This window comes from Streptomyces sp. NPDC020875 (assembly GCF_040641415.1).
Classification (GTDB): domain Bacteria; phylum Actinomycetota; class Actinomycetes; order Streptomycetales; family Streptomycetaceae; genus Streptomyces.
Map to the genome: position 1 here is coordinate 31,520 of NZ_JBFADP010000056.1, position 21,135 is coordinate 52,654.

At 68.5% G+C, this 21,135-nt stretch carries 32 protein-coding genes and 1 pseudogene; 30 read left to right on the forward strand and 3 right to left on the reverse strand.

What is annotated here, in order from left to right:
• The first annotated feature begins 3 nt into the window (after nt 1-3).
• The 26 genes from rpsS (at nt 4) to truA (ending at nt 14,795) form a co-directional block, all read left to right on the forward strand.
• On the forward strand, nt 4-285 hold the full coding sequence (gene rpsS, locus AB0G74_RS27495; RefSeq protein ID WP_003948639.1) for a 30S ribosomal protein S19: 282 nt from the start codon (nt 4-6) through the stop codon (nt 283-285).
• Between the two features lie 51 nt (nt 286-336).
• Nucleotides 337-684 carry a 50S ribosomal protein L22 gene (gene rplV / locus AB0G74_RS27500; protein ID WP_361151378.1) on the forward strand — a complete coding sequence of 116 codons (348 nt, stop codon included), beginning with the start codon at nt 337-339 and terminating at the stop codon, nt 682-684.
• Nucleotides 684-1,517: a 30S ribosomal protein S3 gene (rpsC, locus tag AB0G74_RS27505; RefSeq protein WP_361151333.1), complete on the forward strand. Its 834-nt coding sequence runs from the start codon at nt 684-686 to the stop codon at nt 1,515-1,517. The genes rplV and rpsC overlap by 1 nt, the downstream gene beginning before the upstream one ends.
• 5 nt (nt 1,518-1,522) lie before the next feature.
• Nucleotides 1,523-1,942: a 50S ribosomal protein L16 gene (rplP, locus tag AB0G74_RS27510; protein ID WP_006347227.1), complete on the forward strand. Its 420-nt coding sequence runs from the start codon at nt 1,523-1,525 to the stop codon at nt 1,940-1,942.
• The gene (gene rpmC / locus AB0G74_RS27515) at nt 1,942-2,166 is read left to right on the forward strand and encodes a 50S ribosomal protein L29 (RefSeq protein WP_351565954.1); all 225 of its coding nucleotides are present in this window, start codon (nt 1,942-1,944) and stop codon (nt 2,164-2,166) included. Before rplP ends, rpmC begins: the two co-directional genes overlap by 1 nt.
• Nucleotides 2,166-2,444, forward strand: coding sequence for a 30S ribosomal protein S17 (rpsQ, locus tag AB0G74_RS27520; RefSeq protein WP_006347225.1), 279 nt, complete (start codon nt 2,166-2,168; stop codon nt 2,442-2,444). Before rpmC ends, rpsQ begins: the two co-directional genes overlap by 1 nt.
• Before the next feature lie 98 nt (nt 2,445-2,542).
• A complete protein-coding gene (rplN, locus tag AB0G74_RS27525) occupies nt 2,543-2,911 on the forward strand; it encodes a 50S ribosomal protein L14 (RefSeq protein ID WP_003956455.1) in 369 nt (122 codons plus the stop codon).
• A gap of 2 nt (nt 2,912-2,913) precedes the next feature.
• The gene (gene rplX / locus AB0G74_RS27530; protein ID WP_351226551.1) at nt 2,914-3,237 is read left to right on the forward strand and encodes a 50S ribosomal protein L24; all 324 of its coding nucleotides are present in this window, start codon (nt 2,914-2,916) and stop codon (nt 3,235-3,237) included.
• A complete protein-coding gene (rplE, locus tag AB0G74_RS27535; protein ID WP_358823837.1) occupies nt 3,237-3,794 on the forward strand; it encodes a 50S ribosomal protein L5 in 558 nt (185 codons plus the stop codon). The genes rplX and rplE overlap by 1 nt, the downstream gene beginning before the upstream one ends.
• A gap of 5 nt (nt 3,795-3,799) precedes the next feature.
• Entirely contained in the window at nt 3,800-3,985 is a 186-nt protein-coding gene (locus tag AB0G74_RS27540) for a type Z 30S ribosomal protein S14 (RefSeq protein WP_003956452.1), read from the forward strand.
• Nucleotides 3,986-4,196: 211 nt separating this feature from the next.
• On the forward strand, nt 4,197-4,595 hold the full coding sequence (rpsH, locus tag AB0G74_RS27545) for a 30S ribosomal protein S8 (RefSeq protein WP_006347222.1): 399 nt from the start codon (nt 4,197-4,199) through the stop codon (nt 4,593-4,595).
• Between the two features lie 21 nt (nt 4,596-4,616).
• Complete coding sequence (rplF, locus tag AB0G74_RS27550; protein WP_361151340.1) at nt 4,617-5,156, forward strand: 50S ribosomal protein L6; 540 nt, start codon at nt 4,617-4,619, stop codon at nt 5,154-5,156.
• A gap of 3 nt (nt 5,157-5,159) precedes the next feature.
• Complete coding sequence (gene rplR, locus AB0G74_RS27555) at nt 5,160-5,543, forward strand: 50S ribosomal protein L18 (RefSeq protein ID WP_361151342.1); 384 nt, start codon at nt 5,160-5,162, stop codon at nt 5,541-5,543.
• A 46-nt stretch (nt 5,544-5,589) separates the two neighbouring features.
• Complete coding sequence (gene rpsE, locus AB0G74_RS27560) at nt 5,590-6,195, forward strand: 30S ribosomal protein S5 (RefSeq protein WP_030201551.1); 606 nt, start codon at nt 5,590-5,592, stop codon at nt 6,193-6,195.
• Entirely contained in the window at nt 6,195-6,377 is a 183-nt protein-coding gene (rpmD, locus tag AB0G74_RS27565; RefSeq protein ID WP_006347219.1) for a 50S ribosomal protein L30, read from the forward strand. Before rpsE ends, rpmD begins: the two co-directional genes overlap by 1 nt.
• A gap of 1 nt (nt 6,378) precedes the next feature.
• Nucleotides 6,379-6,834, forward strand: a complete 456-nt coding sequence (gene rplO, locus AB0G74_RS27570) for a 50S ribosomal protein L15 (protein ID WP_361151346.1) — start codon at nt 6,379-6,381, stop codon at nt 6,832-6,834.
• A 255-nt stretch (nt 6,835-7,089) separates the two neighbouring features.
• Entirely contained in the window at nt 7,090-8,409 is a 1,320-nt protein-coding gene (gene secY / locus AB0G74_RS27575; protein WP_361151348.1) for a preprotein translocase subunit SecY, read from the forward strand.
• Nucleotides 8,409-9,062 carry an adenylate kinase gene (locus tag AB0G74_RS27580; RefSeq protein ID WP_361151350.1) on the forward strand — a complete coding sequence of 218 codons (654 nt, stop codon included), beginning with the start codon at nt 8,409-8,411 and terminating at the stop codon, nt 9,060-9,062. Before secY ends, AB0G74_RS27580 begins: the two co-directional genes overlap by 1 nt.
• Before the next feature lie 196 nt (nt 9,063-9,258).
• On the forward strand, nt 9,259-10,098 hold the full coding sequence (gene map / locus AB0G74_RS27585) for a type I methionyl aminopeptidase (protein ID WP_361151353.1): 840 nt from the start codon (nt 9,259-9,261) through the stop codon (nt 10,096-10,098).
• A 249-nt stretch (nt 10,099-10,347) separates the two neighbouring features.
• On the forward strand, nt 10,348-10,569 hold the full coding sequence (gene infA, locus AB0G74_RS27590; protein ID WP_003956442.1) for a translation initiation factor IF-1: 222 nt from the start codon (nt 10,348-10,350) through the stop codon (nt 10,567-10,569).
• Nucleotides 10,570-10,628: 59 nt separating this feature from the next.
• Nucleotides 10,629-10,742 carry a 50S ribosomal protein L36 gene (rpmJ, locus tag AB0G74_RS27595; protein ID WP_003956441.1) on the forward strand — a complete coding sequence of 38 codons (114 nt, stop codon included), beginning with the start codon at nt 10,629-10,631 and terminating at the stop codon, nt 10,740-10,742.
• 197 nt (nt 10,743-10,939) lie between these two features.
• Nucleotides 10,940-11,320, forward strand: coding sequence for a 30S ribosomal protein S13 (gene rpsM, locus AB0G74_RS27600; protein WP_006347214.1), 381 nt, complete (start codon nt 10,940-10,942; stop codon nt 11,318-11,320).
• Nucleotides 11,321-11,384: 64 nt separating this feature from the next.
• Nucleotides 11,385-11,789 (forward strand): 30S ribosomal protein S11, encoded by a 405-nt coding sequence (rpsK, locus tag AB0G74_RS27605; protein ID WP_003956432.1) that lies wholly within the window; start codon nt 11,385-11,387, stop codon nt 11,787-11,789.
• A gap of 182 nt (nt 11,790-11,971) precedes the next feature.
• Complete coding sequence (locus AB0G74_RS27610) at nt 11,972-12,994, forward strand: DNA-directed RNA polymerase subunit alpha (protein ID WP_003956430.1); 1,023 nt, start codon at nt 11,972-11,974, stop codon at nt 12,992-12,994.
• 282 nt (nt 12,995-13,276) lie between these two features.
• Nucleotides 13,277-13,789 carry a 50S ribosomal protein L17 gene (rplQ, locus tag AB0G74_RS27615; RefSeq protein ID WP_361151356.1) on the forward strand — a complete coding sequence of 171 codons (513 nt, stop codon included), beginning with the start codon at nt 13,277-13,279 and terminating at the stop codon, nt 13,787-13,789.
• A 106-nt stretch (nt 13,790-13,895) separates the two neighbouring features.
• Nucleotides 13,896-14,795 carry a tRNA pseudouridine(38-40) synthase TruA gene (gene truA / locus AB0G74_RS27620; RefSeq protein ID WP_361151358.1) on the forward strand — a complete coding sequence of 300 codons (900 nt, stop codon included), beginning with the start codon at nt 13,896-13,898 and terminating at the stop codon, nt 14,793-14,795.
• On the opposite strand, the gene AB0G74_RS27625 is transcribed toward truA, so the two are convergent.
• Nucleotides 14,766-15,710, reverse strand: a complete 945-nt coding sequence (locus tag AB0G74_RS27625; RefSeq protein ID WP_361151361.1) for a hypothetical protein — start codon at nt 15,708-15,710, stop codon at nt 14,766-14,768. The two genes, truA and AB0G74_RS27625, sit on opposite strands and share 30 nt — an antisense overlap.
• A gap of 55 nt (nt 15,711-15,765) precedes the next feature.
• On the opposite strand from AB0G74_RS27625, the gene AB0G74_RS27630 reads away from it, so the two are divergent.
• Complete coding sequence (locus AB0G74_RS27630) at nt 15,766-17,388, forward strand: ATP-binding cassette domain-containing protein (RefSeq protein WP_361151364.1); 1,623 nt, start codon at nt 15,766-15,768, stop codon at nt 17,386-17,388.
• A 35-nt stretch (nt 17,389-17,423) separates the two neighbouring features.
• On the opposite strand, the gene AB0G74_RS27635 is transcribed toward AB0G74_RS27630, so the two are convergent.
• Nucleotides 17,424-18,005 (reverse strand): hypothetical protein, encoded by a 582-nt coding sequence (locus AB0G74_RS27635; RefSeq protein ID WP_361151366.1) that lies wholly within the window; start codon nt 18,003-18,005, stop codon nt 17,424-17,426.
• 461 nt (nt 18,006-18,466) lie between these two features.
• On the opposite strand from AB0G74_RS27635, the gene rplM reads away from it, so the two are divergent.
• From rplM to glmM, 3 genes are all read left to right on the forward strand, one after another.
• Nucleotides 18,467-18,910: a 50S ribosomal protein L13 gene (gene rplM / locus AB0G74_RS27640; RefSeq protein WP_358823851.1), complete on the forward strand. Its 444-nt coding sequence runs from the start codon at nt 18,467-18,469 to the stop codon at nt 18,908-18,910.
• A 43-nt stretch (nt 18,911-18,953) separates the two neighbouring features.
• A complete protein-coding gene (gene rpsI / locus AB0G74_RS27645) occupies nt 18,954-19,472 on the forward strand; it encodes a 30S ribosomal protein S9 (protein ID WP_361151369.1) in 519 nt (172 codons plus the stop codon).
• A 197-nt stretch (nt 19,473-19,669) separates the two neighbouring features.
• Nucleotides 19,670-21,028: a phosphoglucosamine mutase gene (gene glmM / locus AB0G74_RS27650; protein ID WP_361151372.1), complete on the forward strand. Its 1,359-nt coding sequence runs from the start codon at nt 19,670-19,672 to the stop codon at nt 21,026-21,028.
• A 22-nt stretch (nt 21,029-21,050) separates the two neighbouring features.
• Here the strand turns inward: glmM and AB0G74_RS27655 are convergent.
• Nucleotides 21,051-21,135, reverse strand: a pseudogene (locus AB0G74_RS27655) (M4 family metallopeptidase); the annotation flags it as partial.

A 21,135-nucleotide genomic window follows, 5' to 3' on the forward strand; every position in this document is an offset into this window, starting at 1 on the left:
TAGATGCCGCGCAGTCTCAAGAAGGGGCCCTTCGTCGACGACCACCTGATCAAGAAGGTGGACGTCCAGAACGAAGCAGGCACCAAGAACGTCATCAAGACCTGGTCCCGTCGCTCGATGATCGTCCCGGCCATGCTGGGCCACACGATCGCGGTGCACAACGGCAAGACCCACATCCCGGTGTTCGTCACCGAGTCGATGGTCGGCCACAAGCTCGGCGAGTTCTCGCCGACGCGCACCTTCCGCGGCCACGTCAAGGACGACCGGAAGTCGAAGCGCCGCTAACGCGGGGTGTGAACGACTATGACGAACGTGTCAGACACTGAAGGGACAACCATGGAAGCCAGGGCCCAGGCGCGGTACATCCGCGTCACGCCCATGAAGGCCCGCCGCGTGGTGGACCTCATCCGTGGCATGGACGCCACGGAGGCTCAGGCGGTCCTGCGTTTCGCCCCGCAGGCCGCGAGCGAGCCCGTCGGCAAGGTGCTGGACAGCGCCATCGCCAACGCGGCGCACAACTACGACCACCCGGACGCCGCCACGCTGTTCATCAGCGAGGCGTACGTGGACGAGGGCCCGACCCTGAAGCGGTTCCGTCCGCGTGCCCAGGGCCGTGCCTACCGGATCCGTAAGCGGACCAGCCACATCACCGTGGTCGTCAGCAGCAAGGAAGGAACCCGGTAATGGGCCAGAAGGTTAACCCGCACGGGTTCCGGCTCGGCATCACCACGGACTTCAAGTCCCGCTGGTACGCCGACAAGCTGTACAAGGACTACGTCAAGGAAGACGTCGCCATCCGCCGGATGATGACGTCCGGCATGGAGCGCGCCGGCATCTCCAAGGTCGAGATCGAGCGCACCCGTGACCGCGTGCGGGTGGACATCCACACCGCGCGTCCCGGCATCGTCATCGGCCGCCGCGGCGCCGAGGCCGACCGCATCCGCGGCGACCTCGAGAAGCTCACCGGCAAGCAGGTCCAGCTGAACATCCTCGAGGTCAAGAACCCCGAGGTGGACGCTCAGCTGGTGGCCCAGGCCGTGGCCGAGCAGCTGTCCTCCCGCGTCTCCTTCCGCCGCGCCATGCGTAAGAGCATGCAGTCGGCGATGAAGGCGGGCGCCAAGGGCATCAAGATCCAGTGCGGTGGCCGCCTCGGCGGCGCCGAGATGTCCCGCTCGGAGTTCTACCGCGAGGGCCGTGTGCCCCTGCACACGCTCCGCGCGAACGTCGAGTACGGCTTCTTCGAGGCCAAGACCACCTTCGGCCGTATCGGCGTGAAGGTCTGGATCTACAAGGGCGACGTCAAGAACATCGCCGAGGTCCGCGCCGAGAACGCCGCCGCCCGCGCCGGCAACCGCCCGGCCCGTGGTGGTTCCGACCGCCCGGCCGGCCGTGGTGGCCGCGGTGGCGAGCGTGGCGGTCGCGGCCGCAAGCCGCAGCAGAGTGCCGCTGCCGAGGCCCCCAAGGCCGAGGCCGCCGCCGCTGCTCCGGCTGCTGAGAGCACCGGAACGGAGGCCTGACCGCCATGCTGATCCCCCGTAGGGTCAAGCACCGCAAGCAGCACCACCCGAAGCGCAGCGGTATGTCCAAGGGTGGTACGACGGTTGCGTTCGGCGAGTACGGCATCCAGGCCCTCACGCCGGCTTACGTGACCAACCGCCAGATCGAGGCGGCTCGTATCGCGATGACCCGCCACATCAAGCGTGGCGGCAAGGTCTGGATCAACATCTACCCGGACCGCCCGCTCACCAAGAAGCCCGCCGAGACCCGCATGGGTTCCGGTAAGGGTTCCCCCGAGTGGTGGATCGCGAACGTCAAGCCCGGTCGGGTGATGTTCGAGCTGTCCTACCCGAACGAGAAGATTGCTCGTGAGGCGCTCACCCGCGCTGCTCACAAGCTTCCGATGAAGTGCCGCATCGTTCGGCGCGAGGCAGGTGAGGCGTGATGTCGGCCGGAACCAAGGCGTCCGAGCTGCGCGAGCTGGGCAACGAGGAGCTGGTGAACAAGCTCCGCGAGGCCAAGGAAGAGCTGTTCAACCTCCGCTTCCAGGCGGCGACCGGACAGCTCGAGAACCACGGTCGGCTGAAGGCCGTCCGTAAGGACATCGCGCGGATCTACACCCTGATGCGCGAGCGCGAGCTGGGCATCGAAACGGTGGAGAACGCCTGATGAGCGAGAACAACGTGACTGAGAACGAGCGCAACGCACGGAAGACCCGCGAGGGCCTGGTCGTCAGCGACAAGATGGACAAGACCGTCGTCGTCGCTGTCGAGGACCGCGTCAAGCACGCTCTGTACGGCAAGGTCATCCGCCGTACGAACAAGCTCAAGGCCCACGACGAGCAGAACGCCGCCGGCGTCGGCGACCGTGTCCTCCTGATGGAGACCCGGAAGCTGTCCGCCACCAAGCACTGGCGCGTCGTCGAGATCCTCGAGAAGGCCAAGTAATCGCCCGAGGGCTTTCCCTCGGGTCAGTTCCGCCAGGCTCCGGGGGCCGCTTTCCGAAGCGGCCCCCGGGGAACCGGCAGACAAACAGGAGATAAGACGTGATCCAGCAGGAGTCGCGGCTGCGTGTCGCCGACAACACTGGTGCCAAGGAGATCCTTTGCATCCGTGTTCTCGGTGGTTCCGGCCGCCGCTACGCGGGCATCGGTGACGTCATCGTCGCCACCGTCAAGGACGCGATCCCCGGTGGCAACGTGAAGAAGGGTGACGTCGTCAAGGCGGTCATCGTTCGCACCGTCAAGGAGCGCCGCCGCCAGGACGGCTCGTACATCCGCTTCGACGAGAACGCCGCCGTCATTCTGAAGAACGACGGCGACCCTCGCGGCACCCGTATCTTCGGCCCCGTCGGCCGTGAGCTGCGCGAGAAGAAGTTCATGAAGATCATCTCGCTCGCGCCGGAGGTGCTGTAAGCATGAAGATCAAGAAGGGCGACCTGGTCCAGGTCATCACCGGTAAGGACAAGGGCAAGCAGGGCAAGGTCATCGCGGCCTTCCCCCGCGAGGACCGTGTTCTGGTCGAGGGTGTCAACCGGGTCAAGAAGCACACCAAGGCGAACCAGCCGGGCCGCGCCTCGCAGGCCGGCGGGATCGTCACGACCGAGGCCCCCATCCACGTGAGCAACGTTCAGCTCGTCGTGGAGAAGGACGGCAAGAAGGTCGTGACCCGCGTCGGTTACCGCTTCGACGACGAGGGCAACAAGATCCGCGTTGCCAAGCGGACGGGTGAGGACATCTGATGGCTACCACCACCACTCCGCGTCTCAAGACGAAGTACCGCGAGGAAATCAAGGGCAAGCTGCTCGAGGAGTTCTCGTACGAGAACGTCATGCAGGTTCCCGGCCTCGTGAAGATCGTGGTCAACATGGGTGTGGGCGACGCCGCCCGCGACTCCAAGCTGATCGAGGGCGCCGTCAAGGACCTCACCACGATCACCGGCCAGAAGCCGGCCGTGACCAAGGCCCGTAAGTCCATCGCGCAGTTCAAGCTGCGCGAGGGCCAGCCGATCGGTGCCCACGTCACCCTCCGTGGTGACCGTATGTGGGAGTTCCTGGACCGCACCCTGTCGCTGGCGCTTCCGCGTATCCGCGACTTCCGCGGCCTGTCGCCGAAGCAGTTCGACGGCCGGGGCAACTACACCTTCGGTCTCACGGAGCAGGTCATGTTCCACGAGATCGACCAGGACAAGATCGACCGCGTCCGGGGTATGGACATCACCGTGGTCACCACGGCGACCAACGACGACGAGGGCCGTGCCCTCCTTCGTCACCTCGGCTTCCCCTTCAAGGAGGCGTGAGCGAGATGGCGAAGAAGGCTCTCATTGCCAAGGCCGCCCGCAAGCCCAAGTTCGGTGTGCGCGCGTACACCCGCTGCCAGCGCTGTGGCCGTCCGCACTCCGTGTACCGCAAGTTCGGCCTCTGCCGCGTGTGCCTTCGTGAGATGGCTCACCGTGGCGAGCTGCCGGGCGTGACCAAGAGCTCCTGGTAGTTCCCGCTTTTCGGGAATGACCGGAGTCTCTCGGTAAGCAAAGGGTTGGTGGGAGCCCGGCCCTCCATGGCTTAGGCTTGGAGGGTTGGGCGCCCGCCGCCCGTACGACTTACTACGCCGTAGGTCCCCGCGCCGCACCCGTCCCGCCCCAGTGTGGGGAGAGGGATGGCGCATACAGGAAACCCCGGCGAGAGAGGCCGAAGGCCAATTCATGACCATGACTGATCCCATCGCAGACATGCTGACGCGTCTGCGGAATGCGAACTCGGCGTACCACGACTCCGTGACGATGCCGCACAGCAAGATCAAGTCGCACATCGCGGAGATCCTCCAGCAGGAGGGCTTCATCACGGGCTGGAAGGTCGAGGACGCCGAGGTCGGCAAGAACCTCGTCCTGGAGCTCAAGTTCGGCCCGAACCGTGAGCGCTCCATCGCGGGCATCAAGCGGATCTCGAAGCCGGGTCTCCGGGTGTACGCGAAGTCCACCAACCTGCCCAAGGTTCTCGGTGGCCTCGGCGTGGCGATCATCTCCACGTCGCACGGTCTCCTGACCGGCCAGCAGGCGCAGAAGAAGGGCGTGGGTGGGGAAGTCCTCGCCTACGTCTGGTAGTTCGGGAACGGAGGAAAAGCAATGTCGCGTATCGGCAAGCTCCCCATCCAGGTTCCCGCCGGTGTGGACGTCACCATCGAGGGCCGCACGGTCGCGGTGAAGGGTCCCAAGGGCACCCTCACGCACACCGTCGCGGCGCCCATCGAGATCGCTAAGGGCGAGGACGGCGTTCTGTCCGTCACCCGCCCCAACGACGAGCGTCAGAACAAGGCCCTGCACGGCCTGTCCCGCACGCTGGTGGCGAACATGATCACCGGTGTGACCCAGGGATACACCAAGGCGCTCGAGATCAGCGGTGTCGGTTACCGCGTGGCCGCGAAGGGCTCCAACCTGGAGTTCCAGCTCGGCTACAGCCACCCGATCCTGGTGGAGGCCCCCGAGGGGATCTCCTTCAAGGTCGAGTCGCCGACCAAGTTCTCGGTCGAGGGCATCGACAAGCAGAAGGTCGGCGAGGTCGCCGCTAACATCCGCAAGCTGCGCAAGCCCGACCCGTACAAGGCCAAGGGCGTCAAGTACGCGGGCGAGGTCATCCGCCGCAAGGTCGGAAAGGCGGGTAAGTAAGCCATGGCATACGGTGTGAAGATCGCCAAGGGTGACGCGTACAAGCGCGCTGCCATCAAGCGGCGCCACATCCGCGTCCGCAAGCGCATCTCCGGCACGCCGGAGCGGCCGCGCCTGGTCGTGACGCGTTCCAACCGCCACATCGTGGCGCAGGTCATCGACGACCTCGCGGGGCACACCCTCGCGTCGGCGTCGACCCTGGACACCTCGATCCGCGGTGGCGAGGGCGACAAGAGCGCCCAGGCCAAGCAGGTCGGCGCCCTGGTCGCCGAGCGCGCCAAGGCCGCCGGTGTCGAGGCCGTCGTGTTCGACCGCGGTGGCAACCAGTACGCCGGGCGGATTGCCGCTCTGGCCGACGCCGCCCGCGAAGCCGGGCTGAAGTTCTGAGCCCCGGTTCCGGAGCTAGCGGACGTAACAGAGAGAGGTAATTCCAATGGCTGGACCCCAGCGCCGCGGCAGCGGTGCCGGTGGCGGCGAGCGGCGGGACCGGAAGGGTCGCGACGGTGGCGCCGCCGCCGCCGAGAAGACCGCGTACGTCGAGCGTGTCGTCGCGATCAACCGTGTCGCCAAGGTCGTGAAGGGTGGTCGTCGCTTCAGCTTCACCGCGCTGGTCGTGGTGGGCGATGGTGACGGCACCGTCGGTGTCGGTTACGGCAAGGCCAAGGAGGTGCCGGCCGCCATCGCCAAGGGTGTTGAGGAGGCCAAGAAGCACTTCTTCAAGGTCCCCCGTATCCAGGGCACCATCCCGCACCCCATCCAGGGCGAGAAGGCCGCGGGCGTCGTCCTGCTGAAGCCTGCTTCCCCCGGTACCGGTGTTATCGCCGGTGGCCCGGTGCGCGCCGTTCTGGAGTGCGCCGGCGTTCACGACATCCTGTCGAAGTCGCTCGGCTCCGACAACGCGATCAACATCGTGCACGCGACCGTGGAGGCCCTCAAGGGCCTGCAGCGTCCCGAGGAGATCGCGGCCCGCCGCGGTCTGCCGCTCGAGGACGTGGCCCCCGCGGCCCTGCTGCGTGCGCGTGCGGGAGCGGGTGCGTAATGGCCCGCCTCAAGATCACGCAGACGAAGTCGTACATCGGCAGCAAGCAGAACCACCGCGACACCCTGCGCTCGCTCGGGCTGAAGAAGCTCAACGACGTGGTTGTCAAGGAGGACCGCCCCGAGTTCCGCGGCATGGTGCACACCGTCCGCCACCTCGTGACGGTCGAGGAGGTCGACTGATATGGCGGAGCAGAACCCGCTGAAGGTCCACAACCTCCGTCCCGCCCCCGGCGCCAAGACCGCCAAGACCCGTGTTGGTCGTGGTGAGGCGTCGAAGGGTAAGACGGCTGGTCGTGGTACCAAGGGCACCAAGGCCCGTTACCAGGTTCCGGAGCGCTTCGAGGGTGGGCAGATGCCCCTCCACATGCGGCTTCCGAAGCTGAAGGGCTTCAAGAACCCGTTCCGCACCGAGTTCCAGGTCGTGAACCTCGACAAGCTGGCCGCGCTCTACCCCGAGGGTGGAGAGGTCACGGTGGCCGATCTGGTCGCCAAGGGTGCCGTTCGCAAGAACCACCTCGTCAAGGTTCTCGGCCAGGGCGAGATCTCCGTGGCGCTCACGGTGACGGTCGACGCCGTCTCCGGGTCCGCCAAGGAGAAGATCACCGCCGCGGGCGGTTCCGTCACCGAACTGGTCTGAGACCCGTTCAGTGGCTGAAGGCTGAAATCACCGACCGGGGATGCCTCCCAAAAGGGGCATCCCCGGTTGGTCGTTCCAAGGGTGGCGCCCTCGCCGGTAAGGTAGCGGCGTCACACCGCTGTGAACCTATTCCGAACGGCCGGCTCCTCACCGGGAACCCGGCCGGGCGTTTTGCTGTTAGTTAGCTGACAAGTATCCGTCGATCCTCAAGACCGTCACCTCTGACGCAGTAGCGCGGGGGTCGCAGGAGGCACCGTGCTCACCGCGTTCGCCCGAGCGTTCAAGACGCCCGACCTGCGCAAGAAGCTGCTCTTCACGCTCGGCATCATCGTGCTGTTCCGGCTCGGATCACACGTCCCCGTCCCGGGCGTCGACTACCGGAACGTCCAGACCTGTGTGGATCAGGCGGCCGAGAGCAACAACAGCCTGTTCGGCCTGGTGAACATGCTCAGCGGTGGTGCGCTGCTGCAGATCACCGTCTTCGCGCTCGGCATCATGCCGTACATCACCGCGAGCATCATTCTCCAGCTGCTCACCGTGGTGATCCCCCGGCTCGAGGCCCTCAAGAAGGAGGGCCAGTCCGGTACCGCGAAGATCACCCAGTACACCCGTTATCTGACGGTCGCCCTCGCCGTGCTCCAGGGCACCGGCCTGGTGGCCACCGCCCGTAACGGCATGCTGTTCCAGGGCTGTTCCGTCGGTACCGAGATCGTTCCCGACAAGTCGATCTACACCACGATCGTCATGGTCGTGACCATGACCGCGGGCACCGCCGCCGTGATGTGGCTCGGTGAGCTGATCACCGACCGCGGCATCGGCAACGGTATGTCCATCCTGATGTTCATCTCGATCGCCGCCGGCTTCCTCGGCTCCCTCTGGGCCATCAAGGAGAGCGGCAAGCTCGCCGACGGCTGGATCGAGTTCAGTACCGTCATCCTCATCGGATTCGTGATGGTGGCCCTCGTCGTCTTCGTCGAGCAGGCCCAGCGCCGCATCCCGGTCCAGTACGCCAAGCGGATGATCGGCCGCCGTTCGTACGGCGGAACCTCGACGTACATCCCGCTCAAGGTGAACCAGGCCGGTGTGATCCCGGTCATCTTCGCCTCGTCGCTGCTCTACATCCCGGCGCTGATCGCACAGTTCTCCAGCGGTACCTCGTCCTGGAAGACGTGGATCGAGAACCACCTGGTCAAGGGCGACCATCCGTACTACATCATCACGTACTTCCTGCTGATCGTCTTCTTCGCGTTCTTCTACGTCGCCATCTCGTTCAACCCCGAGGACGTAGCGGACAACATGAAGAAGTATGGTGGCTTCATCCCGGGCATCCGGGCTGGTCGACCGACTGCCGAGTATCTGAGCTACGTGCTCAACCGGATCACTTGGCCGGGCTCGCTGTACTTGGGTCTGATTGCTCTCGTCCCGACGATGGCGTTGGCGGGCTTCGGAGGCGCGAACCAGAACTTCCCGTTCGGCGGGACGAGCATCCTGATCATCGTGGGTGTGGGTCTGGAGACCGTGAAGCAGATCGAGAGCCAGCTCCAGCAGCGCAATTACGAAGGGTTCCTCCGCTGATGCGAATCGTCCTCGTCGGACCTCCCGGGGCCGGCAAGGGAACGCAGGCTGCGTACCTTGCCGAGAACCTGTCGATCCCGCACATCTCCACGGGCGACCTCTTCCGCGCCAACATCAGCCAGGGCACCGAACTCGGGCGCCAGGCGAAGTCCTACATGGACGCGGGAGAGCTGGTGCCCGACGAGGTCACCATCGGTATGGCCAAGGAGCGGATGAGCCGTCCGGACGCCGGCAACGGCTTCCTGCTCGACGGTTTCCCCCGCAATGTGTCCCAGGCCGAGGCCCTCGACGCGATGCTGAAGTCCGAGGGCATGACCCTGGACGCGGTACTGGATCTGGAAGTCCCCGAGGACGAGGTGGTCAAGCGGATCGCCGGCCGCCGGATCTGTCGGAACGACTCCAGCCATGTCTTCCACGTCACGTACCACCCGCCGAAGGCGGAGGGTGTCTGCGACACCTGTGGTGGCGACCTGTACCAGCGCGACGACGACTCCGAGGAGACCGTCCGCAAGCGCCTGGAGGTCTACCACACCCAGACCGAGCCGATCATCGACTACTACCGGGGTCAGGGCCTGGTCGTGACGATCTCGGCACTCGGTCCGGTCACCGAGGTGACCGGGCGGGCGATGGAAGCGCTGGGCAAGAAGGACTGACCCGCCCCGGGCCGCGAGACGGCCCGGAGGCGGTACGGCGTACGACGCCGAACGACGGCCGCGGTGTCCGGTGGACGCCGCGGCCGTACTGTTGAGCGAGAGCCCCCTCGCGTCCGGGGCGGTCCGGCTCCGGGCCGGAGCCGGGCGCGGTACGGACGCGTTACGTACGAGATCGGTGAGAGGCAAGGACACGGGCATGGTGCAGATCAAGACCCCGGAGCAGATCGCGAAGATGCGCGAGGCGGGGCTGGTCGTCGCCGCCGTCCACGCGGCCACCCGGGAGGCGGCCGTCCCCGGCGCCACCACCCGGGACCTGGACGAGGTCGCCCGCAAGGTGATCGCCGATCACGGCGCGAAGTCGAACTTCCTGGGTTACGGCGGCTTCCCCGCCACCATCTGCACCTCGGTCAACGAGGTCGTCGTCCACGGCATCCCGGACGCCAAGACGGTCCTCAAGGACGGCGACATCATCTCCATCGACGCGGGCGCCGTCATCGACGGCTGGCACGGGGACGCCGCGTACACCGCTTTCGTGGGCACGGGTCACGCTCCGGAGCTGGTCGAGCTGTCCCGGGTGACCGAGGAATCGATGTGGGCCGGGATCGCCGCCATGAAGGCCGGGAACCGGCTGGTGGACATCTCCCGGGCGATCGAGGGCTATATCCGCCGCCAGCCCAAGCCGGGCGGCGGCCGGTACGGCATCGTCGAGGACTACGGCGGCCACGGCATCGGCACCGCGATGCACATGGAGCCGCATCTGCTGAACTACGTCTCCCGCAAGCGCGGCAAGGGCCCCCGGCTGGTGCCCGGCTTCTGTCTGGCGATCGAGCCGATGGTCTCGCTCGGCACCCCGAAGACCGAGGTCCTGGCCGACGAGTGGACCGTGATCAGCACGGACGGCACCTGGTCCTCGCACTGGGAGCACTCCGTCGCGCTGACCGAGGCGGGTCCGCTCGTGCTGACCTCCCCGGACTGCGGCCGGGCCAAGCTCGCCGAGCTGGGTATCACCGCCGCCCCCGACCCGCTGGCCTCCTGACGCGGGACCCGCGGGGTTCGTGCCGGGTTCGGACGCCTCCGTACGGTGCCCCGTCGGCCGCCCCCGTCCGGGGGAGTACGGCCCGGCGGGGCATAAGGATCATGCCGACTGGGCAAACTCGGTGGATTCGTCTTTTCGGATGGCCTGACGTAGACTGATGCGTCGGCTCTCGTGTACCCGTCTGTCCGCGTGCGCGCGGTCCCGCCGGGGACGAGAGTCGATCAAGGTAGCCGATTCGAAGGGCGAAGCGTGGCCAAGAAGCAAGGTGCCATCGAAATCGAGGGCACCGTGATCGAGTCCCTCCCGAACGCCATGTTCAAGGTGGAGCTTCAGAACGGTCACAAGGTCCTCGCGCACATCTCCGGCAAGATGCGGATGCACTACATCCGAATCCTCCCGGACGACCGGGTCGTCGTGGAGCTGTCTCCGTACGACCTGACGCGTGGCCGGATCGTCTACCGATACAAGTAGATCTTGTCCCGTTCCGCGGTGACGCGGGACGGTGCACTGACCCGGAGAACCTCACACCCATGAAGGTCAAGCCGAGCGTCAAGAAGATCTGCGACAAGTGCAAGGTGATCCGCCGTCACGGCCGGGTCATGGTCATTTGCGACAACCTGCGCCACAAGCAGCGCCAGGGCTGACGCACGCCGACCAGCACATCGCAGTACTTCGCGCGACGCGAGCAGAACATCGTTCATACGCAGAGTCCGCCCAGCCCGTCAGGGCCGGCGACACCTCCGGCGGGGGCCGGGGACCCGTACGTACCACCATCCCTTTCGGATGGTCGGCGGCCGGGAGTGGCTCTGCGGAAGACCCCCGAGTACACAGGAGCCATTGAATGGCACGCGTTTCCGGTGTCGACATCCCGCGTGAAAAGCGTGTGGAGATCGCACTCACTTACGTCTTCGGGATCGGCCGCACCCTGGCGCAGGAGACCCTCGCCGCCACCGGTGTGAACCCGAACACCCGCGTTCGTGACCTGGCCGAGGAAGACCTGGTCAAGATCCGCGAGTACGTGGACAACAACCTCAAGACCGAGGGTGACCTCCGTCGCGAGATCCAGGCCGACATCCGCCGCAAGGTCGAGATCGGCTGCTACCAGGGTCTGCGTCACCGCCGCGGTCTGCCGGTCCACGGCCAGCGCACCAGCACGAACGCTCGTACCCGCAAGGGTCCGCGTCGCGCCATCGCCGGTAAGAAGAAGCCGGGCAAGAAGTAGTCCTCAGCGGACGCTCATCAGCGGTCTTCGCTGTAGGACCGACCACCTCCCGTAGGAGTTAGAGATGCCCCCCAAGGGACGTCAGGGCGCTGCCAAGAAGGTGCGCCGCAAGGAAAAGAAGAACGTCGCTCACGGCCACGCGCACATCAAGAGCACGTTCAACAACACGATCGTCTCGATCACGGACCCGTCCGGCAACGTGATCTCCTGGGCCTCCGCCGGCCACGTCGGCTTCAAGGGCTCGCGCAAGTCCACCCCGTTCGCCGCGCAGATGGCCGCCGAGTCGGCCGCGCGCCGCGCGCAGGAGCACGGCATGCGCAAGGTCGACGTCTTCGTCAAGGGTCCCGGCTCCGGCCGTGAGACCGCGATCCGCTCCCTCCAGGCCACGGGCCTCGAGGTCGGTTCGATCCAGGACGTCACCCCCACGCCGCACAACGGCTGCCGTCCGCCCAAGCGTCGCCGCGTCTGACGTCGGCTTCGCTTCGGAGCGGTCCGCCGCTCCGAGTGGCTTGTCGCGGCGGTACGGACTCACCTCCGGACCGTTGCGACCGGGCGGTACGTCCCCTTCGGGGCGTACCGCCCGTACCCTGTTTTAAGCAACACCTGTCGGGCGTCAAATAGCGGGCGCCCCCGACTGAAGGAACGATCCGCATGCTGATCGCTCAGCGTCCCTCGCTGACCGAAGAGGTCGTCGACGAGTACCGCTCCCGGTTCGTGATCGAGCCGCTGGAGCCGGGCTTCGGCTACACCCTCGGCAACTCCCTCCGCCGTACCCTCCTCTCCTCGATCCCGGGCGCGGCCGTCACGTCCATCCGGATCGACGGTGTCCTGCACGAGTTCACCACCGTGCCGGGCGTCAAGGAGGACGTCACCGACCTGATCCTCAACATCAAGCAGCTCGTGGTCTCCTCGGAGCACGACGAGCCGGTCGTGATGTACCTGCGCAAGCAGGGCCCGGGTCTGGTCACCGCCGCCGACATCGCGCCCCCGGCCGGTGTCGAGGTCCACAACCCCGACCTCGTCCTCGCCACCCTCAACGGCAAGGGCAAGCTGGAGATGGAGCTGACCGTCGAGCGCGGTCGCGGCTATGTCTCCGCCGTGCAGAACAAGCAGGTCGGCCAGGAGATCGGCCGGATCCCGGTCGACTCCATCTACTCGCCGGTCCTCAAGGTCACGTACAAGGTCGAGGCCACCCGAGTCGAGCAGCGCACCGACTTCGACAAGCTGATCGTCGACGTCGAGACCAAGCAGGCGATGCGTCCCCGTGACGCCATGGCCTCCGCGGGCAAGACCCTGGTCGAGCTGTTCGGTCTCGCCCGTGAGCTGAACATCGACGCCGAGGGCATCGACATGGGCCCGTCCCCGACGGACGCCGCGCTCGCCGCGGACCTGGCCCTTCCGATCGAGGAGCTGGAGCTGACGGTTCGCTCCTACAACTGCCTCAAGCGCGAGGGCATCCACTCGGTGGGCGAGCTGGTGGCCCGCTCCGAGGCGGACCTGCTCGACATCCGCAACTTCGGCGCCAAGTCGATCGACGAGGTCAAGGCGAAGCTGGCCGGGATGGGCCTGGCGCTCAAGGACAGCCCGCCCGGATTCGACCCGACCGCCGCGGCGGACGCGTTCGGCGCGGACGACGACGCGGACGCCGGTTTCGTGGAGACCGAGCAGTACTGAGGCGGCTCCCCCGGGGGGTTCCGGGTCGGACCGTAGGTCTACTGCCCGGTGGGGGTTGCGCGGCCGTCGTGGCTGGTCGCGCAGTTCCGCCCCCTACGCCTGGCGGCGTGGGGGGACCCCCAGCGCCCCTGAAGGGGCGCGCCTCGAGCCCCCTACGCCTCGCGGCGTGGGGGACCTCAGCGCCCCTCTGAGGGGGCGTACACAAACTGCCCGCAGGCGGCCGCCTGCGGGGCCCTGACATCGGTACCTGATACGGCCGGTGCAGACTGAAGGAGAAACACCATGCCGAAGCCCGCCAAGGGCGCCCGTCTGGGCGGCAGCGCAGCGCACGAGCGGCTGCTTCTCGCGAACCTCGCGAAGTCGCTGTTCGAGCACGGCCGGATCACCACGACCGAGGCCAAGGCCCGTCGGCTGCGTCCGGTCGCCGAGCGGCTGATCACCAAGGCGAAGAAGGGCGACATCCACAACCGTCGCCTCGTTCTTCAGACGATCACGGACAAGGGCATCGTGCACGCGCTCTTCACCGAGATCGCTCCGCGCTACGCCGAGCGCCCGGGTGGCTACACCCGGATCACCAAGATCGGCAACCGTCGCGGTGACAACGCCAAGATGGCCGTCATCGAGCTGGTCGAGGGCGAGATCGCCAAGAAGGCGACCGTCGCCGAGGCCGAGGCCGCGACCGTGCGCGCGGTCAAGGAGGACGCCCTGAAGAAGGAGTCCGCCGAGGCCGAGGCCGCTCCGGCCGAGGACGCCAAGCCGGCCGCCGAGGCCGCCGAGGAGTCCAAGGACGCCTGATCGGTTCTCCCGATCGCGTTCCGAAGGCTGATGGACGGGCCCGTTCCCTCTCGGGGGGACGGGCCCGTTCCGTTCGCGGTATCCGCAGAGACGAGGATCTTCAGAGATGACCGATGACGGCTACGGCGTCCCGGCCGGGCGGGTGCGGGTACGGCTCGATCTGTCGTACGACGGCACCGCCTTCTCCGGCTGGGCCAAGCAGGCCGCCGGGCGCCGGACCGTGCAGGGCGAGATCGAGGACGCGCTGCGTACGGTGACCAGGTCGCCGGAGACGTACGAGCTGACCGTCGCCGGGCGGACCGACGCCGGGGTGCACGCCCGGGGCCAGGTGGCCCATGTCGATCTGCCCGCCGGGGTGTGGGCCGAGCACCGGGAGAAGCTGCTGAAGCGGCTCGCCGGGCGGCTGTCGCGCGATGTCCGGATCTGGCGGGCCGAGGAGGCCCCGACGGGCTTCGACGCCCGGTTCTCGGCGGTCTGGCGGCGGTACGCGTACCGGATCTCCGACCATCCGGGCGGGGTCGACCCGCTGCTGCGCGGACATGTCCTCTGGCACGACTGGCCGCTCGACGTGGCCGCGATGAACGAGGCGTCCCGGGGCCTGCTGGGCGAGCACGACTTCGCCGCGTACTGCAAGCGGCGCGAGGGCGCGACCACGATCCGTACCCTTCAGCGGCTGGAGTGGGAGCGGGACGCGGACGGCATCATCACGGCGACCGTCCGGGCCGACGCCTTCTGCCACAACATGGTCCGCTCCCTGGTGGGCGCGCTGGTCTTCGTCGGCGACGGGCACCGGCCGGTCCAGTGGCCCGCCCAAGTGCTGGCGGCGGGTGTGCGGGACTCCGCCGTCCATGTCGTACGGCCGCACGGGCTGACCCTGGAGGAGGTCGGCTATCCGGCCGACGAGCTGCTGGCGGCCCGCAGCCGGGAGGCCCGCAACAAGCGGTCCCTGCCGGTGGCCGGAGCCGGGGCCGCCGGGTCAGTCGGCGGGCCCGCCGACTGCTGCTGACGCCTGTGCGGTGCCCCGGGCCGCGATCTGCTTGAAGACGAAGTCGGCGACGTCGTTGTTCATCCGGTAGGCCCGGTCGTCGCCGGGTGTGACGTTCTTCGCCCCGGTGTAGCCGGTCGCCGTGTAGTACGCGTACCGGCCGACCTGGTTGGACGTGAAGAGGCAGACCCGGCGGCCGCCCTGGCAGAAGGACGGGACACCCTCCCCGGCCAGCGGGGCGACGTTCCGGCTGGTTTCCTTGGCCCGCTGGGCCTCGGCCGTGGTGCCGAAGACCGCGATACCGACGGTGACCGCCAGCCCGTCCCGGTGGTACGTGGCCCGGAACATCTGGTCGCAGTCGTTGGCCCGGAGCGTGGCGGCGAGGCCCCGCTGGGCGACGGCCGCGCAGTCGCCGGTCCGGTGTGTGCTCCCCTTCGCGTACGACCGGTCCCCGGCGGTGATCCGGTCGCCGGGGAAGAGGCCGTCGGCCGTCAGCGGCGCCTTGTCCTTCTTCTCGTCGGCGATGAAGTCATTGGGGTTCGGCGGGGGCGGCGGGGCGACCGAGGAGAACGACGGCCCCGGCTCGGACGGGCCGGGGGCGGTGCTCTGCTTGCCGTCGGCCCGGTCGCCGCCGCCCTTGCCGTCGTCGGAGGTGACGATCGCGGTGGCCACGATTCCGGCGATCGCGACGGTCGCCAGGGCGCCGCCGCCGATCATCAGCAGGCGCTTGCGCCGGGCGCGGGCCGCGGAGGCGTCCGCCAGGGCCGCCCAGTCGGGGGTGGCGCCGGCGTCCGGGCCCTGGGCGGAGTGGTCGCCGTACGGGTCGTGGCCCGGGCCTCCGGAGCCGTACGGCGTCCCGCCCTGCCACGGGTTCTGGTTCCGCGGCTGCTGTCCCTCACCGGCCCCCCACGGAGGCCCCCCCTGACCGAAGCTCATGCCGCGCATCCTAAACCGGTTGGGCGCGGGGGGTATCGGCCCGCATCATCGGAGGATGGGACATCTCGAAGCCGCGCATCTGGAGTACTACCTTCCCGACGGGCGGATCCTGCTCGCCGACGCTTCCTTCAGGGTCGGCGACGGTGCGGTGGTCGCTCTGGTGGGGGCGAACGGCGCGGGCAAGACGACCCTGCTGAGACTGCTCTCGGGCGAGCTGAAACCGCACGGCGGCTCGGTCTCGGTCAGCGGCGGACTGGGGGTGATGCGCCAGTTCATCGGCTCCGTACGGGACGACCGCACGGTCCGCGACCTGCTGGTGTCGCTGGCCCCCGAGCGGATCAGGACGGCCGCCCTGGCGGTCGACGAGGCCGAGCACCTGATCATGACCGTGGACGACGAGGCGGCCCAGCTGCGGTACGCGCAGGCGCTCAGCGACTGGGCGGAGGTCCGGGGGTACGAGTCCGAGACGCTCTGGGACATGTGTACGACGGCGGCGCTCGGGGTGCCGTACGAGCGGGCCCAGTTCCGGGATCTGAAGACGCTCAGCGGCGGCGAGCAGAAGCGGCTGGCGCTGGAGGCGCTGCTGCGCGGCCCCGACGAGGTGCTGCTCCTGGACGAGCCGGACAACTATCTGGACGTGCCGGGGAAGCGCTGGCTGGAGGAGCGGCTGAAGGAGACCCGTAAGACGGTCCTCTTCGTCTCCCACGACCGCGAGCTGCTGTCCCGGGCGGCGGAGAAGATCGTCAGTGTGGAGCCGAGCCCGGCCGGTTCGGACGTCTGGGTGCACGGCGGCGGCTTCGCCACCTACCACCGGGCGCGGGCGGAGCGGTTCGAGCGGTTCGAGGAGCTGCGGCGGCGCTGGGACGAGAAGCGGGCGCAGCTGAAGAAGCTGGTGCTCGACCTCCAGCAGTACGCGGCCCGCAGCGACGACATGGCCTCCCGGTACCAGGCGGCCAAGACCCGGCTGCGGAAGTTCGACGAGGCGGGGCCGCCGCCCGAGCCGCCCCGGCAGCAGGAGATCCGGATGCGGCTGACCGGCGGCCGGACCGGGGTGAGGGCCGTGACCTGCGAGGGCCTTGAGCTGACCGGGCTGATGAAGCCGTTCGACCTGGAGGTGTTCTACGGCGAGCGGGTGGCCGTGCTGGGCTCGAACGGCTCCGGGAAGTCGCACTTCCTGCGGCTGCTGGCCGGGGACGGCTCGGTGGGGCACGCGGGGCGGTGGAAGCTGGGCGCCCGGGTCGTGCCGGGGCACTTCGCGCAGACCCACGCCCATCCCGAGCTGGCCGGGCGGCCCCTGGTGGACATCCTGTGGACGGAGTTCGCCCGCGACCGGGGCGGCGCGATGTCCGTACTGCGCCGGTACGAGCTGGAGCGGCAGGGCGACCAGCCGTTCGACCGGCTCTCCGGCGGGCAGCAGGCGCGGTTCCAGATCCTGCTGCTGGAGCTGGCGGGGACCACGGCGCTGCTGCTGGACGAGCCCACGGACAACCTGGACCTGGAGTCGGCGCAGGCGCTCCAGGACGGTCTGGAGGCGTACGAGGGGACGGTGCTCGCGGTCACGCACGACCGGTGGTTCGCCCGCACCTTCGACCGCTATCTGGTCTTCGGCGAGGACGGGGTGGTCCGGGAGACCGACGGGCCGGTCTGGGACGAGCGGCGGGTCCGGCGGGCGCGGTAGCCCGGTACGACCCGGCTCGGCCCGGCCCGGGCCGGTCAGCGGGACTGGAGGGCGTCCAGGGCCACGGCCATGGAGAGCACCAGCCTGCGGTCGAGGCCCGGGTCCTGGATCCGGACCAGATAGCGGTCGCGGATGCCCCACTTCCGTTCCACCGAGAACACCGGGACGCCGTCCCGGACGAAGTCGAAGTGGAAGACGAAGGGGAGCGGTACCGCGAACGGCAGGACCATGTCCGCGATCTTCCACGCCCGGCGCAGTACGGCGATCCCGGCGCTGCGCTCGGTGCCCGTCACCGGCGGGTGCCCGGCCGGGGCGACGGACCAGGTCGAGCGGAGCAGGGACGCCTTCGCGTGTTTGGTGAAGCTGCCGATGTCCCGGCCGTCGGGGCCGGTGACGTCGCAGGTCGGGCCGAGATCCCAGACCTGGCGGGCGCGGAAGGAGCAGACTTCCTCCCGGCCGTCCTCGCCGGTGTGCAGGGCGACCCGCTCCTTGAGGGCGAGCCGCTTCTGCCGGGCGAAGGCGACCAGGGGCCCTTCGCCGTCCCCGGCGGTGATCCGGTACTGGTTGGCGACCGGGGTGATCTTCTGGGTCACGACGAACTCGGTGAGCTGCTGCATGATCCGGACGGTAGGCGGGGCCGGGCGGCCGGCGCAGGTGCCGGAAGTGGACGGGCCGGGCGACTTTCGTCGTACGCGGGGACCCGGCCGTACGCTCCTGGAACCGTCCGGCCCCGTCCGGCCCGTGGTTCCGGGGTCGTACGGCTCCGGCCGCGCCGTACCCGCAATGACGGGGGCGGTCGTCGCTCTCCGTCCGCGCCGGTCGACCGGGGGCGACTTTGACCCGTGCGAAGGGGGCCGGGTAAGCTTCTGCTTCGTTATGCGTATTGGCTTGCTCTATCTCACGTGAGGGGCCCTTACGCCGGTCCACCAGGCCGATGACCAGCGACAGGCACCCGGGTTGCGTCCCCGGCGTGCTGTCACGGCTGTCGTGATCGTTCAGGTGGCCTTGTCAGGACCTTCTTCTCCAGTCCTCGCGGACCGGGGAAGACCAACTCACTGAAGAAGCGAAGGCTACGACCGTGCGTACGTACAGCCCCAAGCCCGGCGATGTGACGCGCCAGTGGCACATCATCGACGCGCAGGACGTTGTCCTGGGCCGTCTGGCCACCACCGCCGCCACCCTTCTCCGGGGCAAGCACAAGCCGATCTACGCCCCCCACGTCGACGCTGGTGACTTCGTCATCATCATCAACGCGGACAAGGTGCACCTGTCCGGCAACAAGCGGACCCAGAAGATGGCGTACCGCCACTCCGGCTACCCGGGTGGTCTGCGCTCCGTCCGTTACGACGAGCTGCTGGCGAAGAGCCCGGAGAAGGCCGTCGAGAAGGCCGTCAAGGGCATGCTCCCCAAGAACACCCTGGGCCGTCAGATGCTCTCGAAGCTGAAGGTCTACTCGGGCGAGAACCACCCGCACGCTGCCCAGCAGCCGGTTCCGTTCGAGATCACCCAGGTCGCGCAGTAAGTCCGGCCACACCCCCTAAGACGAAAAGAATCTGAGGAGCATCGTGGCCGAGACCACCGCTGAGAACCCCGTCGAGGTCGAGGAGACCTACGAGGAGGTCACCACCTTCGAGTCGGAGACGCCCCTGGAGGGCGAGTACACCTCCGAGTCGCTGGCGTCCCGCTTCGGCGACCCGCAGCCCGCCGCCGGCCTGGGCCGCCGCAAGAACGCCATCGCCCGCGTCCGGATCGTTCCGGGCTCCGGCAAGTGGAAGATCAACGGTCGCACCCTCGAGGACTACTTCCCGAACAAGGTGCACCAGCAGGAAGTCAACGAGCCCTTCAAGGTGCTCGAGCTCGACGACCGCTACGACGTCATCGCCCGTATCGCGGGTGGCGGCGTCTCCGGCCAGGCCGGCGCCCTGCGCCTGGGCGTGGCCCGCGCGCTGAACGAGGCGGACGTGGACAACAACCGCGGCCCGCTGAAGAAGGCCGGCTTCCTGAGCCGCGACGACCGCGCGGTCGAGCGCAAGAAGGCCGGTCTGAAGAAGGCCCGCAAGGCCCCGCAGTACAGCAAGCGTTAATCACGCCTGCTCGGTCTGTTTCACACGTACGCCCCGGCGGCACTGTTCGTGCCCCCGGGGCGTACGTTTTGCACAGCTGAACGAAGCTGAACGAAGGAGTCCGCCCGTCCCGGCGGACCCTCGGGCCCGCGGCCGGGCCCGGTGTTTTCAATCCCGGAGCAGGGCTCAGGCTCACGAGGCACTTTCGGAGGACGGTTGTGGGACGACTCTTCGGCACGGACGGTGTGCGCGGTGTCGCCAACGCGGATCTGACGGCCGAGCTGGCGCTCGGTCTGTCGGTGGCGGCGGCGCACGTACTCGCCGAGGCGGGTACCTTCGAGGGCCACCGGCCCACCGCCGTGGTGGGGCGCGACCCGCGGGCGTCGGGCGAGTTCCTGGAGGCGGCCGTGGTCGCCGGTCTCGCCAGCGCCGGTGTCGACGTACTGCGGGTCGGTGTGCTGCCGACCCCGGCGGTGGCGCATCTGACCGGGGCGCTCGGCGCCGATCTCGGTGTGATGCTCTCCGCCAGTCACAACGCCATGCCCGACAACGGCATCAAGTTCTTCGCCCGCGGCGGCCACAAGCTCGCCGACGATCTGGAGGACCGGATCGAGACGGTCTACGAGCAGCACCGCACCGGCGCTCCGTGGGACCGGCCGACCGGGGCGGGCGTCGGCCGGGTCACCGACTACGACGAGGGCTTCGACAAGTACGTCGCCCATCTGGTGGCCGTACTGCCGAACCGGCTCGACGGGCTGAAGGTCGTCCTCGACGAGGCGCACGGCGCGGCGGCCCGGGTCTCCCCCGAGGCGTTCACCCGGGCGGGCGCCGAGGTGATCACGATCGGCGCCGACCCGGACGGCCTCAACATCAACGACGGCTGCGGCTCCACCCATCTGGGCCAGCTGCGGGCCGCGGTCGTGGAGCACGGCGCGGACTTCGGCATCGCCCACGACGGCGACGCGGACCGCTGCCTGGCCGTCGACGCGACGGGCGAGGAAGTCGACGGCGACCAGATCCTCGCGGTGCTGGCGCTGGCCATGCGCGAGGCGGGCACCCTGCGCGGCGACACGGTCGTGGCGACCGTGATGTCGAACCTGGGCTTCAAGCTGGCGATGGAGCGCGAGGGCCTCGAACTGGTCCAGACGGCGGTCGGCGACCGTTACGTCCTGGAGTCCATGAAGGAGCACGGCTACGCGCTCGGCGGCGAGCAGTCCGGCCATGTGATCGTCCTCGACCACGCCACCACCGGCGACGGCACCCTCACCGGTCTGATGCTGGCGGCCCGGGTCGTCGCGACCGGCCGGTCCCTGGCCGAGCTCGCGGGTGTGATGGAGCGGCTGCCGCAGATCCTGATCAACGTCCCGGACGTCGACAAGTCGCGGGTCCACACCTCGGCGGAGCTGGCGTCGGCGGTGACCGAGGCGGAGCGCGAGCTGGGCAGCACCGGCCGGGTACTGCTCCGCCCCTCCGGTACGGAGCCGCTGGTCCGGGTCATGGTCGAGGCCGCCGACATCGAGCAGGCGCGCGCGGTCGCGGAGCGGCTGGCGGACGCGGTGAAGTCGGCCCTGGGCTGACGGACCGACCGGTTCCCCTCCCGTGCCCGCCCAGCTCGGTGGCGAGCAGATAGAAGGCGTGGTTCGGGATGCCGGAGTTGATGTGGACTCCGCCGTTGTCCCGGCCG

Coding starts and splice junctions, on each gene's coding strand:
- rpsC (WP_361151333.1), top strand. CDS start 684: ATGGGCCAGAAGGTTAACCCGCACGGGTTCCGGCTCGGCATCACCACG.
- rplF (WP_361151340.1), top strand. CDS start 4,617: ATGTCGCGTATCGGCAAGCTCCCCATCCAGGTTCCCGCCGGTGTGGAC.
- rplE (WP_358823837.1), top strand. CDS start 3,237: ATGGCTACCACCACCACTCCGCGTCTCAAGACGAAGTACCGCGAGGAA.
- rplV (WP_361151378.1), top strand. CDS start 337: ATGGAAGCCAGGGCCCAGGCGCGGTACATCCGCGTCACGCCCATGAAG.
- AB0G74_RS27635 (WP_361151366.1), bottom strand. CDS start 18,005: ATGCAGCAGCTCACCGAGTTCGTCGTGACCCAGAAGATCACCCCGGTC.
- AB0G74_RS27580 (WP_361151350.1), top strand. CDS start 8,409: ATGCGAATCGTCCTCGTCGGACCTCCCGGGGCCGGCAAGGGAACGCAG.
- AB0G74_RS27610 (WP_003956430.1), top strand. CDS start 11,972: ATGCTGATCGCTCAGCGTCCCTCGCTGACCGAAGAGGTCGTCGACGAG.
- rplP (WP_006347227.1), top strand. CDS start 1,523: ATGCTGATCCCCCGTAGGGTCAAGCACCGCAAGCAGCACCACCCGAAG.
- rplO (WP_361151346.1), top strand. CDS start 6,379: ATGGCGGAGCAGAACCCGCTGAAGGTCCACAACCTCCGTCCCGCCCCC.
- rpsM (WP_006347214.1), top strand. CDS start 10,940: ATGGCACGCGTTTCCGGTGTCGACATCCCGCGTGAAAAGCGTGTGGAG.
- rpsH (WP_006347222.1), top strand. CDS start 4,197: ATGACCATGACTGATCCCATCGCAGACATGCTGACGCGTCTGCGGAAT.
- rpsK (WP_003956432.1), top strand. CDS start 11,385: ATGCCCCCCAAGGGACGTCAGGGCGCTGCCAAGAAGGTGCGCCGCAAG.
- rplQ (WP_361151356.1), top strand. CDS start 13,277: ATGCCGAAGCCCGCCAAGGGCGCCCGTCTGGGCGGCAGCGCAGCGCAC.
- rpmJ (WP_003956441.1), top strand. CDS start 10,629: ATGAAGGTCAAGCCGAGCGTCAAGAAGATCTGCGACAAGTGCAAGGTG.
- AB0G74_RS27630 (WP_361151364.1), top strand. CDS start 15,766: ATGGGACATCTCGAAGCCGCGCATCTGGAGTACTACCTTCCCGACGGG.
- AB0G74_RS27540 (WP_003956452.1), top strand. CDS start 3,800: ATGGCGAAGAAGGCTCTCATTGCCAAGGCCGCCCGCAAGCCCAAGTTC.
- AB0G74_RS27625 (WP_361151361.1), bottom strand. CDS start 15,710: ATGAGCTTCGGTCAGGGGGGGCCTCCGTGGGGGGCCGGTGAGGGACAG.
- rpmD (WP_006347219.1), top strand. CDS start 6,195: ATGGCCCGCCTCAAGATCACGCAGACGAAGTCGTACATCGGCAGCAAG.
- rplR (WP_361151342.1), top strand. CDS start 5,160: ATGGCATACGGTGTGAAGATCGCCAAGGGTGACGCGTACAAGCGCGCT.
- map (WP_361151353.1), top strand. CDS start 9,259: ATGGTGCAGATCAAGACCCCGGAGCAGATCGCGAAGATGCGCGAGGCG.
- rpsS (WP_003948639.1), top strand. CDS start 4: ATGCCGCGCAGTCTCAAGAAGGGGCCCTTCGTCGACGACCACCTGATC.
- rplX (WP_351226551.1), top strand. CDS start 2,914: ATGAAGATCAAGAAGGGCGACCTGGTCCAGGTCATCACCGGTAAGGAC.
- rpsQ (WP_006347225.1), top strand. CDS start 2,166: ATGAGCGAGAACAACGTGACTGAGAACGAGCGCAACGCACGGAAGACC.
- rpsE (WP_030201551.1), top strand. CDS start 5,590: ATGGCTGGACCCCAGCGCCGCGGCAGCGGTGCCGGTGGCGGCGAGCGG.
- truA (WP_361151358.1), top strand. CDS start 13,896: ATGACCGATGACGGCTACGGCGTCCCGGCCGGGCGGGTGCGGGTACGG.
- rpmC (WP_351565954.1), top strand. CDS start 1,942: ATGTCGGCCGGAACCAAGGCGTCCGAGCTGCGCGAGCTGGGCAACGAG.